Source organism: Pantoea sp. ACRSC (assembly GCF_022346785.1).
Lineage (GTDB): Bacteria > Pseudomonadota > Gammaproteobacteria > Enterobacterales > Enterobacteriaceae > Pantoea > Pantoea alvi.
Genome location: NZ_JAKRNN010000001.1, coordinates 290,308 through 303,510, shown reverse-complemented (window position 1 = coordinate 303,510; position 13,203 = coordinate 290,308). Strand labels below are relative to the sequence as shown.

The 13,203-nt window shown below is 61.8% G+C and carries 11 protein-coding genes; 9 read left to right on the top strand and 2 right to left on the bottom strand.

Translation table 11 applies throughout. From position 1 onward, the window contains the following. The first annotated feature begins 49 nt into the window (after positions 1 to 49). The 5 genes from modF to gpmA all read left to right on the top strand — a co-directional run bounded on the left by modF (position 50) and on the right by gpmA (position 5,888). Entirely contained in the window at positions 50 to 1,522 is a 1,473-nt protein-coding gene (modF, locus tag MHZ97_RS01520; RefSeq protein ID WP_239312723.1) for a molybdate ABC transporter ATP-binding protein ModF, read from the top strand. Positions 1,523 to 1,755: 233 nt separating this feature from the next. Further along, positions 1,756 to 2,799 (top strand): galactose-1-phosphate uridylyltransferase, encoded by a 1,044-nt coding sequence (gene galT / locus MHZ97_RS01515; protein WP_239312725.1) that lies wholly within the window; start codon positions 1,756 to 1,758, stop codon positions 2,797 to 2,799. Continuing rightward, positions 2,796 to 3,944, top strand: a complete 1,149-nt coding sequence (galK, locus tag MHZ97_RS01510) for a galactokinase (RefSeq protein WP_103794933.1) — start codon at positions 2,796 to 2,798, stop codon at positions 3,942 to 3,944. Before galT ends, galK begins: the two co-directional genes overlap by 4 nt. Beyond that, positions 3,938 to 4,972, top strand: coding sequence for a galactose-1-epimerase (gene galM / locus MHZ97_RS01505; protein ID WP_239312727.1), 1,035 nt, complete (start codon positions 3,938 to 3,940; stop codon positions 4,970 to 4,972). The genes galK and galM overlap by 7 nt, the downstream gene beginning before the upstream one ends. Positions 4,973 to 5,135: 163 nt before the next feature. After that, entirely contained in the window at positions 5,136 to 5,888 is a 753-nt protein-coding gene (gene gpmA / locus MHZ97_RS01500; protein WP_103794935.1) for a 2,3-diphosphoglycerate-dependent phosphoglycerate mutase, read from the top strand. 231 nt (positions 5,889 to 6,119) lie between these two features. On the opposite strand, the gene aroG is transcribed toward gpmA, so the two are convergent. Beyond that, positions 6,120 to 7,172 (bottom strand): 3-deoxy-7-phosphoheptulonate synthase AroG, encoded by a 1,053-nt coding sequence (gene aroG / locus MHZ97_RS01495; RefSeq protein WP_239312730.1) that lies wholly within the window; start codon positions 7,170 to 7,172, stop codon positions 6,120 to 6,122. Positions 7,173 to 7,460: 288 nt separating this feature from the next. Here aroG and MHZ97_RS01490 point away from each other — a divergent pair, with 288 nt between their 5' ends. From MHZ97_RS01490 to zitB, 4 genes are all read left to right on the top strand, one after another. Beyond that, a complete protein-coding gene (locus tag MHZ97_RS01490) occupies positions 7,461 to 7,817 on the top strand; it encodes a YbgS-like family protein (RefSeq protein WP_239312733.1) in 357 nt (118 codons plus the stop codon). Positions 7,818 to 7,905: 88 nt separating this feature from the next. Continuing rightward, complete coding sequence (locus tag MHZ97_RS01485; protein ID WP_103794938.1) at positions 7,906 to 8,487, top strand: response regulator transcription factor; 582 nt, start codon at positions 7,906 to 7,908, stop codon at positions 8,485 to 8,487. Further along, positions 8,469 to 11,528: an ATP-binding protein gene (locus tag MHZ97_RS01480; RefSeq protein WP_239312736.1), complete on the top strand. Its 3,060-nt coding sequence runs from the start codon at positions 8,469 to 8,471 to the stop codon at positions 11,526 to 11,528. The genes MHZ97_RS01485 and MHZ97_RS01480 overlap by 19 nt, the downstream gene beginning before the upstream one ends. Next, entirely contained in the window at positions 11,518 to 12,483 is a 966-nt protein-coding gene (gene zitB / locus MHZ97_RS01475; protein WP_239312739.1) for a CDF family zinc transporter ZitB, read from the top strand. Before MHZ97_RS01480 ends, zitB begins: the two co-directional genes overlap by 11 nt. On the opposite strand, the gene pnuC is transcribed toward zitB, so the two are convergent. Continuing rightward, positions 12,477 to 13,199 (bottom strand): nicotinamide riboside transporter PnuC, encoded by a 723-nt coding sequence (gene pnuC, locus MHZ97_RS01470; RefSeq protein WP_103794941.1) that lies wholly within the window; start codon positions 13,197 to 13,199, stop codon positions 12,477 to 12,479. The genes zitB and pnuC overlap by 7 nt on opposite strands. Positions 13,200 to 13,203: the final 4 nt, after the last annotated feature.

Here is a 13,203-nt window from a genome sequence, read left to right as displayed (position 1 = left end):
GCGGCACTGGGTACAACCCGGTATTACAGTGCATAAAATGGGACACAACATGGCATTATTGCAAATTTCGCAAGGCACGTTTCGTCTTAGCGACACCCGATTACTTAACCTGAACGATCTCCGCCTGGCGGGCGGTCAGAGCTGGGCCTTCGTCGGCGCCAACGGCAGCGGCAAGTCATCGCTGGCGCGCGCGCTGGCGGGCGAGCTGACGCCGGAAAAAGGCGACTTCACCAGCCAGTTCGCACGCCCAACGCGCCTGTCGCTGGAACAGCTGCAAAAGCTGGTCGCCGACGAATGGGAACGCAACAACACCGATCTGCTGAGCGAAGGCGAAACCGATACCGGCCGCACCGCGCTGGAGATTATTCAGGATGACGTTCAGGACGAGGCGCGTGCGCAGGCGCTGGCGGAGCGGTTCGCCATTGACTACCTGCTCGACCGGCGCTTTAAATATCTCTCAACCGGCGAGACGCGCAAGGTGCTGCTCTGCCAGGCGCTGATGAAACAGCCCGATCTGCTGATCCTCGATGAGCCCTTCGACGGCCTGGACGTTGCCTCGCGCGCCAGCCTGACGGAGACGCTGGCGAACCTGCAGCAGCCCGATGTCGCGCTGGTGCTGGTGCTCAATCGCTTTGACGACATTCCCGGTTTTGTTCAGCAGGTCGGCGTGCTGGCGGAGTGTACCCTGACCCACGTCGGCGCGCGCGAGGCGATCCTCGCAGAAGCGCTGGTGGCGCAGCTGGCGCACAGCGAACGGCTGGAGGGCATGGCCCTGCCGGAGCCGGATCATCTCGATCGGCTTCCGCCGCTGGCAGAGGATACGCCGCGCGTTATCCTGCGCAACGGCGTGGTTCGCTACAACGATAAGGCGATCATTAACGGGCTGAGCTGGCAGGTCAACGCCGGTGAACACTGGCAGATTGTCGGACCGAACGGCGCCGGAAAATCGACGCTGCTGAGCCTGGTGACCGGCGATCACCCGCAGGGCTACAGCAACGATCTCTGGCTATTCGGCATCAAACGCGGCAGCGGCGAAACCATCTGGGATATTAAACAGCATATCGGCTACGTCAGCAGCAGCCTGCACCTGGAGTATCGCGTCAGCGTCAACGTACGCACCGTGATCCTCTCCGGCTTCTTCGACTCCATCGGCCTCTATCAGGCCGCGTCGGAGCGGCAGAAGGCGCTGGCGCGGCAGTGGCTGGCGCTGCTCGGTATGGATAACGCGCTGGCGGACGCGCCGTTCCATAGCCTCTCCTGGGGCCAGCAGCGCCTGGTGCTGATCGCCCGCGCGCTGGTGAAGCATCCGGCGCTACTGATCCTCGACGAACCGCTGCAGGGGCTGGATCCCATTAATCGCCAGCTGGTGCGCCGCTTCGTCGATATTCTTATCGGCGAGGGCCGCACCCAGCTGCTGTTCGTTTCGCACCACGCCGAAGACGCGCCGCGCTGCATTACCCATCGACTCAGCTTTGTGCCTGCCACCGAAGGCTACACCTGTCAGCAGGAGCGCCTGGCTTAACCCCCGCGACGCCGCCTGGCGGCGTTTGCCTGTTCCCCCCGCGCAAGTGATGTAACCGCTACCATTGCTCCGCGCTTTTCTCCTGTTTATCCACCAGCAAAACGCTTTGAATAAGAATTTTCAGCTTGTGTAAACGATTCCATTTATCCAGACTTGATCACGCTTTACCGGGCGCTGATGTGCTACTTTTTAACCCTGCCTGTCTGGCTTTTTGACGTTAACCAGGACTCAACATGGAAAAATTTAACCCGGTCGATCATCCGCATCGCCGTTACAATCCGCTGATCGATCAGTGGATCCTCGTTTCGCCCCATCGTGCCAAACGTCCCTGGCAGGGCGCGCAGGAAACCCCTTCGCAAGAGAAGCTGCCGGCGCACGATCCCGACTGCTTCCTCTGCGCGGGCAATACGCGCGTCACCGGCGATAAAAACCCTGACTATAAAGGCACTTACGTTTTCACCAACGATTTTGCCGCGCTGATGACCGATACGCCGGAAGCGCCGGAGAGCAGCGACCTGCTGATGCGCTGCGAGAGCGCGCGCGGCACCAGCCGGGTTATCTGCTTCTCGCCCGACCACAGCAAAACCCTGCCGGAGATGTCGCTGCCCGCGCTGGAAGAGGTGGTAAAAACCTGGCAGGCGCAGACCGCCGATCTCGGCCAGCACTATCCCTGGGTACAGGTTTTTGAAAACAAAGGCGCGGCGATGGGCTGCTCTAACCCCCATCCGCACGGCCAGGTATGGGCCAACAGCTTCCTGCCTAACGAAGCGCAGCGCGAAGATACGCATCAGCGTGCCTACTACGCCGCGCACCGTTCGCCGATGCTGGTGGACTACGCCGCGCGCGAACAAGCCGACGGCAGCCGTACCGTGGTTGAGACCGAACACTGGCTGGCGGTGGTGCCCTGGTGGGCGGCCTGGCCATTCGAAACGCTGCTGCTGCCGAAAGCCCATATCAAACGCCTCAACGACCTCTCGCCGGAACAGAGCGTGGATCTGGCGAAGGCGCTCAAGCAGCTCACCAGCCGCTACGACAACCTTTTCCAGTGCTCTTTCCCCTACTCCATGGGCTGGCACGGCGCGCCGTTCAACGGCGAAGAGAACGATCACTGGCAGCTGCACGCGCACTTCTACCCGCCGCTGCTGCGCTCGGCAACGGTTCGCAAATTTATGGTCGGCTACGAAATGCTGGCTGAAACCCAACGCGATTTAACGGCGGAACAGGCGGCGGAACGCCTGCGCGCCGTAAGCGATATTCATTTCCGCGAGGCACAATAATGTTGAAAACCACCACGCAGCAGATTTTCACCGATACCTTCGGCTATGCGCCGACCCACACCATTCAGGCACCGGGCCGCGTAAACCTGATTGGCGAACATACTGACTACAACGACGGCTTTGTGCTGCCGTGCGCCATCGACTATCAGACCGTTATCGCCTGCGCGAAGCGCGACGATCGTCAGGTGCGCGTCGTGGCGGTGGATTACGATAATCAGCAGGACAGCTTCTCGCTCGACGCGCCGATCCTCAGCGTAAAAGAGCCGATGTGGGCCAACTACGTGCGCGGCGTGGTGAAACACCTGCAGAAGCGCGACGCCAGCTTTGGCGGCGTCGATATGGTGATCGCCGGCAACGTACCTCAGGGCGCAGGCCTCAGCTCGTCGGCGTCGCTGGAAGTGGCGGTCGGCACCGTATTCCAGCAGCTCTATCACCTGAAGCTTGACGGCGCGGCTATCGCCGTTAACGGTCAGGAGGCGGAGAACCAGTTCGTCGGCTGCAACTGCGGCATTATGGACCAGCTGATCTCCGCGCTGGGCAAGAAAGATCACGCCATGCTGCTCGACTGCCGCACCCTCGGCACTCGTCCGGTCTCAATGCCGAAAGATATCGCGGTGGTGATCATCAACTCTAACTTCCGTCGCAATCTGGTAGGCAGCGAGTACAACACGCGCCGCGAGCAGTGCGAAACCGGCGCGCGCTTCTTCGCCCAGCCGGCGCTGCGCGACGTGGATATCAATCAGTTCAAAGCGGTGGAGCATGAGCTGGATCCGCAGGTCGCGAAGCGGGTGCGTCACGTGCTGACAGAGAACGCCCGTACGCTGGAAGCCGCCGACGCGCTGAGCAGAGGCGATCTGAAACGCATGGGCGAGCTGATGGCGGAATCACACGCCTCGATGCGCGACGACTTCGAAATTACCGTTCCACCTATCGACACCCTGGTTGAGATTGTTAAGGCGGAGATTGGCGAGCGCGGCGGCGTGCGTATGACCGGCGGCGGCTTCGGCGGCTGCGTGGTGGCGCTGATGCCGTTCGATCTGGTCGATAGCGTGAAGGCGGCCGTAGCGGAACAGTACGAGGCGAAAACCGGCATCAAAGAGACTTTTTACGTCTGCACCGCTTCAGAAGGAGCCGGCCAATGCTAAGCGACGTCAATTCACACGCGCCAGACGGTCAGCCGTGGCGTATTACCGTGCTGCGCAACGCCAGCGGCATGGTCGCGACCTTTATGGACTGGGGTGCCACCTGGCTGTCGGCGCGCGTGCCGATGCGTGACGGCAGCGTGCGCGAAGCGCTGCTCGGCTGCGCCACGCCGTCCGACTATCTGCATCAGGATGCCTATCTCGGCGCCACTATTGGGCGCTACGCCAACCGCATCAGGAAGGCGACGCTGGTGCAGCAGGGGATTCAGCTGACGGCGAACCAGGGCGAGCACCAGCTGCACGGCGGACCGCAGGGCTTTGACAAGCGCCGCTGGCAGATCGTCAGCCAGAGCGAGAACAGCGTGGTTTACCGTCTGGACTCGCCGGACGGTGACCAGGGCTATCCCGGCAACCTGCTGGCGCAGGTAAGCTATACGCTGGACGATGACAACTGCCTGTCGATCAGCTATCAGGCAGAGGTCGATCGCCCCTGCCCGGTCAACCTGACCAACCACGCCTACTTTAATCTTGATGCGCATCATGGCGACGCGCGCCAGCATCGCTTACAACTGCTGGCCGAACAGTATCTGCCTGTGGACAGCGACGGTATTCCCAACGCGCCGCTGAAAGCGGTGGCGGGCACCAGCTTCGATTTTCGCGCGGGCAAGAGCGTGGCGCAGGATTTTCTCGCCGATGCCGATCAGCAGGCCGTGAAAGGATACGATCACGCCTTTCTGCTTAACAGCGCCGGCGACGCCAGCCAGCCTGCCGCGCATCTCTGGTCCGCCGATGGCGAACTGCAGCTGACCGTGACCACCGCCGCGCCCGCGCTGCAGTTCTATACCGGCAACTACCTGGCGGGAACGCGCGCGCGCGAACAGGAAAGCTATACTGCTTTTCAGGGCATTGCGCTGGAGAGCGAATTTTTACCCGATTCGCCGAACCATCCTGAATGGCCCCAGCCGTCATGCTGGCTGCAGCCGGGCGAGCGCTGGGAGTCGGTAACGCGCTATCGCTTCACGCCGCGCTGAGCCGCCGGCTGAAAAACGCGCAGTGCGTCGCCGACAGGCTTACACCCTGCGCCGTTTTCCGCTATGGTATGGCGCTATCCATGTGCCGCCGGGCGCGCGCGCCGGGTTGGTTGCAGCAAAGTTTCCATTATCAAAGAAACATTAAAGAGTTAAGGAGTTAACTATGGCCGTAACTAAGCTGGTTCTGGTCCGCCACGGCGAAAGTCAGTGGAACCAGGAAAACCGCTTTACCGGATGGTATGACGTGGATCTTTCTGATAAAGGTCGCACCGAAGCCAAAGCAGCCGGTCAGCTGCTGAAAAAAGAAGGTTTCGTCTTTGATTTCGCTTACACCTCCGTGCTGAAACGCGCCATTCACACCCTGTGGAATGTTCTCGATGAGCTGGATCAGGCCTGGCTGCCGGTTGAAAAATCCTGGCGTCTGAACGAGCGTCACTACGGTGCGCTGCAGGGCCTGGATAAAGCGGAAACCGCAGCCAAATATGGCGACGATCAGGTGAAACAGTGGCGTCGCGGCTTTGCGGTAACGCCGCCGGAGCTGGATCGCAGCGATGAGCGTTTCCCTGGCCACGACCCGCGCTATGCGAAGCTGAGCGCTGAGCAACTGCCGACCACCGAGAGCCTGGCGCTGACTATCGATCGCGTTATCCCTTACTGGAACGAGAGCATTCTGCCGCGCATCAAGAGCGGTGAGAAAGTGATCATCGCGGCGCACGGCAACTCCCTGCGCGCGCTGGTGAAATACCTCGACAACATGAGCGAAGATGAGATCCTTGAGCTGAACATCCCGACCGGCGTGCCGCTGGTGTATGAGTTCGACGAGAATTTCAAACCGATCAAACACTACTATCTGGGCGATGCCGACGAGATCGCAGCTAAAGCTGCTGCCGTCGCTAACCAGGGTAAAGCAAAGTAAGCATTAGCTGAAATGTAAAAAGGCCAGACAATGTCTGGCCTTTTTTATGGCTGCGAATTGAATGTTGAAAACTATAAAGGCGCACGGCATTCAAAACGCGGTAAGCATGGACCGAAGAGCAAAGCGTCCCGCGCCAGGGATGGCGCGGGCCGAGCGAGCATGGATGCCTTGAGCGACTTTGCGATCGGTCCATGTTTGCCACGTCAGCACCTTGCTGTCCTTCGCTGTTAATCAGCCGCGGCGCTGCTTCACTGCTGCGGCCAGCTGGCGCAGCACCTTGTCGGTGTCACTCCAGCCGATGCAGGCGTCGGTTATGCTCTTGCCGTAGACCAGCGGCTCGCCGCTCTCCAGGCTCTGGTTGCCCTCAACCAGATGACTCTCAATCATTACGCCGATAATGCCGCGCTCACCGCCCGAAATCTGCGCTGACACATCATCCGCCACTTCCATCTGCTTTTGATACTGCTTGCTGCTGTTGGCGTGGCTAAAGTCGATCATCACCTGCTGCGGCAGACCGGCTTTCTCCAGCCCGGTTTTCACCGCGCTGACGTGCTGCGCGCTGTAGTTCGGCTCTTTGCCGCCGCGCAGAATAATATGGCAGTCGGCGTTGCCGCTGGTTTCGACAATCGCCGAGTGGCCATATTTGGTCACTGAGAGGAAACAGTGCGGCGAACCAGCGGCGTTGATGGCGTCGATCGCCACCTTGATGGTGCCGTCGGTGCCGTTTTTAAAGCCGACCGGACAGGAGAGCCCTGACGCCAGCTCGCGATGCACCTGCGATTCGGTGGTGCGCGCGCCGATAGCGCCCCAGCTCATCAGATCCGCCACATACTGCGGGGTAATCATATCGAGAAACTCGCCCGCCGCCGGCAGGCCGCTGTCATTGATCTCCAGCAGCAGCTGACGCGCCAGGCGCAGACCGTCGTTCAGCTGGAAGCTGCCGTCCATATAGGGATCGTTAATCAGCCCTTTCCAGCCAACGGTGGTGCGCGGCTTTTCAAAATAGACGCGCATAATCACTTCCAGCTCACCCTTCAGCTCGTCGCGCAGCTTCAGCAGGCGCGAGGCGTACTCTTTTGCCGCCTGCGGATCGTGAATGGAACAGGGGCCAATGACCACCAGCAGACGATCGTCTTCGCCCTGCAAAATCTGGTGGATCGACTCGCGCGCGCGGGCAACGGTGCGTGCGGCATTATCGGTTGCGGGAAACTTTTCCAGCAGCGCAACGGGAGGCAACAGCTCTTTAATATCGCGAATACGTAAATCATCATTCTGGTAATTCATAAATCATTCCATTTATTTCTGGCCCAACGCGCGTCGGGCACAACCCGTCCAATTTATCCCGTCGCGCCCGGAGTGTAAATTCAGGGCGCATCTTAAATGCACGCGTGAAATTTGCATTTATAGGGTTCTCAGCTAGGCTTTTACATGTAAGCACTGAGGAATGCTTCGCTTACATTATTTATCCCTTCCGGACGACCTTTGGGTGAAATTAAATTTCGCCGGAATCTCTTTGCGTCAAACTGCACCATCGGGTTCAAAACAGCAGCTATCATTGATTACAGGAGCATAATGATGAATAAGTTTGCAATTATCTTTCTGACGGCAGCAATGACTTTAGGCAGCGGCGCGGCAATGGCCGACAATAACGGTACGGCTAACCAGGCGGCTGAAGCAGGCGCAGCAGCAGGCGGCGCGAAACAGAATCTTCCGCCGAATAACGTCGACAACAGCAAAATTAATAATACCGGCACCAATACCAATCCAGCGGCCAACGGCGGCACCACCAGCGGCAGCAACATGTCCGCCAGTGAAATGGATCAGAATAGCCAGTGTAAAGATGGCAAGTGCCCGGATATTAACAGCAAGGTGCAAACCAAAGAGGGCGGCGGCACGGTCGACCGCAAAACTGACGGCACCTCGCAGTAATATCTTCTGGAGAGCTTCGGCTCTCCATTATTTTTCTCTGCGTTAACTTCCGCTATGCTGGGGCAATGAATTCTGTCAGGAAATGTTCATGGCCTCGCTGTTGTTAATAGACGATCACCCGCTGGTCGAAGTGGCGCTGGAAGCCGCGCTCGACCGGGCACCCTTTCCCATCCATTTACGCTCCGCCGCCAGCGAACAGCAGGCGCGCCAGCTGCTGACGCAGCCCACCGACATTATCGTGCTGGATATCGGCCTGCCGGACGGTGACGGGCTGGAGATCCTGCGTCGCCTCAAAATTCACTTCCCGCAGATCCCGGTGCTGATCTATTCGGCGCAGCAGAGCAGTCACTATGTGCGCAGCGCGCAGGCGCTGGGAGCGGCGGGCTACGTGGTCAAAAGCCAGCGGATGGAGCAGCTGCTGAGCGCAATTATCGCCGTGCTGGGGGGACAGCTCGCCTTTCCCCCCGAGGTGACCGCCCCTGCCCTGCCGCTTACCAGCAAAGAGCAGCAGGTGCTGGCGCTGCTGGCAAGCGGCCTCTCAAATCTGCAGATCGCCGAGCAGCTGCACATCAGCAATAAAACCGTCAGCACCCATAAAAAGAACATTCTGGAAAAAACCGGCGCGCGTTCCGTAGTGGAGCTGGCCGACCTGTGGAAAGCGCAGCAGTGAAACGATTTCTGCTGCTGCTGTTGCTTGCTCTGACGACTACGCTGGCCTGGGCCGAGCTGCGGCCGGTCAGCAGCCTGGATCTGCCGATGATGATGCCGGTCAGCGGCGCCGACGCGATGCAGGGAAAAACCCTGCAGGTCGGCCTGCTGGAGGAGAGCAACGCCCCCTGGACGATGCGCGTCGGTGACGAGCTTTATGGCCTGGACGCCGATGCGCTGGCCGCGCTGCATCAGCTCACCGGCGCCCGGTTTACGCTCAGGCTGTTCGCCGATCGCGCGCAGCTGATGGCGGCATTGCAGAGCGGCCAGATCGATTTTGCGCTGGGCGCGCTGGCGAACCCGCTTCCGGCGGGCGTGCTGCACAGCGAAAGCTGGTTCAGCAGCCCGCTGCGCATCTATCGCAGCCAGCGCAACGCCCGCGCCGTGATGTTCAACAGCGAGAATGCGCAGCTTGCTATCAGCGAAGTCACGCTGGCGCAGCTGCCCGCGGCGGTGGCGCAGAAGCACCGCTGGCGCACCTACAGTAATGACCTGCAGGCGATCTCGACGCTGCTTAACCAGCAGAACGACTATGTGGTGGCGGATGAGATCAGCGCCAGCTTTCTGCTCAGCCAGCTGCAGCAGGGCGAAATCTATCAGATCGCTTCGCAGCTGGATGTTGGCCAGCTGACGCTGCGCGCGTTTGCGCGCGATGCAGCGCTTATCGACTGGCTGAATCAGAGCCTGCGCCAGCTGCCCGCCGAGCTGGCGACCACCCTGCAGTCGCGCTGGGGCGCGCCGCTGCCGCGCTATCAGGATACGCAGACTCTGATGCTGAGCGCGGCGGAGCGCGCATGGCTCAGCGCCCATCCGGTGATCTATTACGCGGCGGAGAGCGACAACGCCCCCTGGAGCTACCGTGACGGCAACGGCGCGGCGCGCGGCTACAGCGTCGACCTGCTCAACGCCATCGCGCAGAGCAGCGGCGTGCGCTTCGCGCCGCGCTGGGTCGCCGGTCCGCAGCAGGCTGACGAACTGCTGGCGCAGCGTCAGGTGATGCTGCGGCTGACGCAGCCGCTCAACGGCGACGCCTCGCAAAACGCCACGCTGCCGGTCTGGCGCGCCCTGTGGGGCATCTACAGCCGCCGCGACGCCAGCTTCAGCCGCTGGCACGATCTGGCGGGCAAGCGGGTCGGTATCCTGCGTGACGATGTCGCGACGCGGCTGCTGCCGCCGGAGGTGACGCCGCAGGTGTTTGCCGATCGCGCCAGCCTGTATGAGGCGCTGGCAAACGGGCAGATCGACGCGCTGGCTGATAATGTGCTGTCGGCGCGCTGGCGCATTGCCGCGCGCTACGGCGATCGGCTGCGTCTCGCCTTTGCCGCCAGCGATATCGCCTGGCCAGTGGCGCTGGGCGTTGCCGCCGACCAGCCGCTGCTGCGTCCGCTGATCAACCGCGCGCTGCAGCAAATTCCCGTCGATACGCAGCGGCAGATGCGCGACGGCTGGCTGACGCCGCCGCAGCCGACCAATGCGATGACGATGCGTGCGCTGCCCCAGCTGGTGCTGGCCGCGGCGGGCGTGGCCATCGTCGTGCTGCTGCTGCTGCTGGCACGCCGTTACTGGCAGCAGCGGCGCGAACGTCTTCAGCGCCAGCAGGCCGAGCGCGCCAACGCGATGAAAAGCCAGTTTCTCGCCACCGTCAGCCATGAGCTGCGCACGCCGATGCAGGCGATCCTCGGTTTGCTGGAGCTGGAAAAAACGCGGTCTACCAACCTCTCGCTGGTCTACAGCAGCGCCCGCTCGCTGCTGACGCTGCTGAACGATCTGCAGGATCACGCGCGCATTGAGAGCAACAGCTTTACCCTTGCGCCGCGTCCGCTGGCGCTGGCGGCGTGGCTGGCACAGCAGCAGCGTTTTTATCACCCGCTGATGCGCGTGGGCGGCCCGACGCTGATCGTCGAGGCGCTGACGCCGCTGCCGGAATGCGTGCTGATCGATGCGGATCGGCTGCAGCAGGTGATCAATAACCTGATGACCAACGCGCTGAAATTTACCGCCCAGGGCGAAATTCGCCTGACGCTCGCCGCCGGCGAGCAGCTGATATTTAACCTGCGCGACAGCGGCAGCGGCATTCCGCCGGAAGAGCAGCCGAAGCTGTTCGATCCCTGGTATCAGGCGCCGTCGGGCAAAAAGGTGTCGGTGCAGGGCAGCGGTCTGGGCCTGTTTATCTGCCGCGAGATCGTGCAGCGCATGGGCGGCGATATCGCGCTGCGCTCACAGCCAGGCCAGGGTACCGACGTCACGGTGACGCTGCCGCTGGCGCGCTGCGAGGCCGCGCCGCAGGAGAGCGCCGCGCTGCCCCGCTACGCCGCGCTGCGCTGCGCCATCGTTGACGATCACCCCGCCAATCTGATGGTGCTGCAGCAGCAGCTGGCGCGCTTCGCCGTGGAGGCGGACTGCTTCGCCGACGGGCGCGCCCTGCTGCGCGCCGATGCCGAGCGCCCCTACGATCTGCTGTTTATCGATCAGATGATGCCGCGGCCGGATGGCCAGCTGCTGTTGAGGCTGCTGCGCCGCCGCGATCGTCAGCGCCAGCGCGCCGCGCTGCGGGTGCTCTGCTCCGCCGACGCGCAGCTGCTGAGCCTGCCGCTGCAGGCAAACGAGCGCGTGCTGATTAAGCCGGTGCAGCTCAGCGATCTCGCCGCGCTGCTGGCGCATTTCGACCAGGATCCGCTGGCGGCGCTGGATGACAATCTGCGCCAGCTGGCGCAGCAGAGCGAAAAATTTCTGGCCCGGCTCAGCCAGACGCTGCGCGACGCGCTGAACAACGACGTGGCGCGCATCACGGCGGCGCGCGCGGCGGGCGACTGGCCGCAGCTGGCGGAGGCGGCGCACCGCATGAAGGGGAGCTGGCTGCTTATCGGTCTGGAGCAAGGTGCTGAACTCAGCCAGCGGCTGGCAGATCGCGCCAGAGAGCAGCAGGACGCGCCGGATGAATGGGATTTGCTACTATTACTCACCAACAGGTTACTGATAAAACTGGACTCTTATGGCTCATAACCACACTCACAGCGCGCCGGCGGGCAATCGCAAACGCCTCGCGGCCGCTTTCGCCGTCACGGCAATTTTTATGCTGGCGGAGGCGGTCGGCGGCTGGATCTCCGGCTCGCTGGCGCTGCTGGCCGACGCCGGGCATATGCTTACCGACGCCGCCGCGCTGCTGATGGCGCTGCTGGCGGTGCAGTTCGCCCAGCGCAAGCCCAACGCGCGTCATACCTTTGGGCTGCTGCGTCTCACCACGCTGGCCGCCTTCGTCAACGCTATCGCCCTGCTGGTAATCACCGCCCTGATCGTCTGGGAGGCGCTGCGCCGCTTTTATCAGCCGCAGCCGGTGACCGGCGGGCTGATGCTCGGCATCGCGGTCGCGGGCCTGCTGGCCAACCTGCTCTCATTCTGGCTGCTGCATCACGGCAGCGAAGAGAAGAACCTGAACGTGCGCGCCGCCGCGCTGCACGTTATGGGCGACCTGCTCGGCTCGGTTGGGGCAATTGTCGCAGCGCTGATTATCCTCTATACCGGCTGGACGCCCATCGACCCGATTCTGTCGCTGCTGGTGTCACTGCTGGTGCTGCGCAGCGCCTGGGCGCTGCTGCGCGAGAGCCTGCATGAGCTGCTGGAAGGTGCGCCAGAGGTGATTAACGTTGAGAAGCTGGCGCGCGACCTGACGCTGAATATTCCAGAAGTGCGCAACGTGCACCATGTGCACGTCTGGCAGGTCGGCGAGAAGCCGGTGGTGACGCTGCATGTGCATGTGATCCCGCCTTACGATCACGATGCGCTGCTGCAGCGCATCCACCGCTATCTGCACCAGAAGTATCAGATTGGACACGCCACGGTGCAGATGGAGTATCAGCCGTGCGCCACGCCCGACTGCGAGCTGGGCTTTGACGACGACGGCTCAGACGCGGCGCACCACCATCATCATCATCACGGCGAACAGGCGCATCATCACTGACGCGCCAGCGCGCGCGAGCCATGCTGGCGCGCGCTCGCTATCCACATCCGCGATCCGTTCAGGGCGATCAGCGTCAGGATGGCGTACTCCAGCGACATGGCGTATACCCCCTGGCGCGCAAAGATCATCACGCTGATAACGTTGATCACCACCCAGAGCAGCCAGTTTTCGACATATTTGCGCGTCATCAGGATCATCGCCACGATTGAGAGCACCATCATGCAGGCGTCCCAGAACGGGAAGGCGTCGGGCTGCAGCGTCGGCATCGCCACCTGCAGGCCGAGCGCGTTCATCAGCGACACGGCGATCTGCGTCAGAAAGGCGAAAACCGGATCGATATAGCGCGTCATCAGCGCAATGGCGATAACGCAGACCGCGCCCCACCCTAGCGCCTTCGGCAGCGGCAGCCAGCGGATTTTCAGCGCCGCCTGGCGATCGTCGGTCTGCCGGCTCCAGGCGTACCACCCATAGACGTTGGCGACGAAAAAGAAAAGCTGCAGCAGCAGGCTGGCGTAGAGCTGGATCTGAAAGAAGATGGCGGCAAACAGCGTGACGTTAATCAGGCCGAACGGATAGTTGATCACTTTCTCCAGGCTGGCGAGCCAGATGCAGAGCAGACCCGCCAGCGTGCCGATGGCTTCAATCCAGGAGAGATCGTAGCCGCCCGCGCCAAGCGGGATATGGACCAGGATATTGCTTGTGCTGAAAAAATCCATCATG

Coding starts and splice junctions, on each gene's coding strand:
- gpmA (WP_103794935.1), top strand. CDS start 5,136: ATGGCCGTAACTAAGCTGGTTCTGGTCCGCCACGGCGAAAGTCAGTGG.
- galT (WP_239312725.1), top strand. CDS start 1,756: ATGGAAAAATTTAACCCGGTCGATCATCCGCATCGCCGTTACAATCCG.
- modF (WP_239312723.1), top strand. CDS start 50: ATGGCATTATTGCAAATTTCGCAAGGCACGTTTCGTCTTAGCGACACC.
- galM (WP_239312727.1), top strand. CDS start 3,938: ATGCTAAGCGACGTCAATTCACACGCGCCAGACGGTCAGCCGTGGCGT.
- MHZ97_RS01490 (WP_239312733.1), top strand. CDS start 7,461: ATGATGAATAAGTTTGCAATTATCTTTCTGACGGCAGCAATGACTTTA.
- aroG (WP_239312730.1), bottom strand. CDS start 7,172: ATGAATTACCAGAATGATGATTTACGTATTCGCGATATTAAAGAGCTG.
- MHZ97_RS01485 (WP_103794938.1), top strand. CDS start 7,906: ATGGCCTCGCTGTTGTTAATAGACGATCACCCGCTGGTCGAAGTGGCG.
- pnuC (WP_103794941.1), bottom strand. CDS start 13,199: ATGGATTTTTTCAGCACAAGCAATATCCTGGTCCATATCCCGCTTGGC.
- zitB (WP_239312739.1), top strand. CDS start 11,518: ATGGCTCATAACCACACTCACAGCGCGCCGGCGGGCAATCGCAAACGC.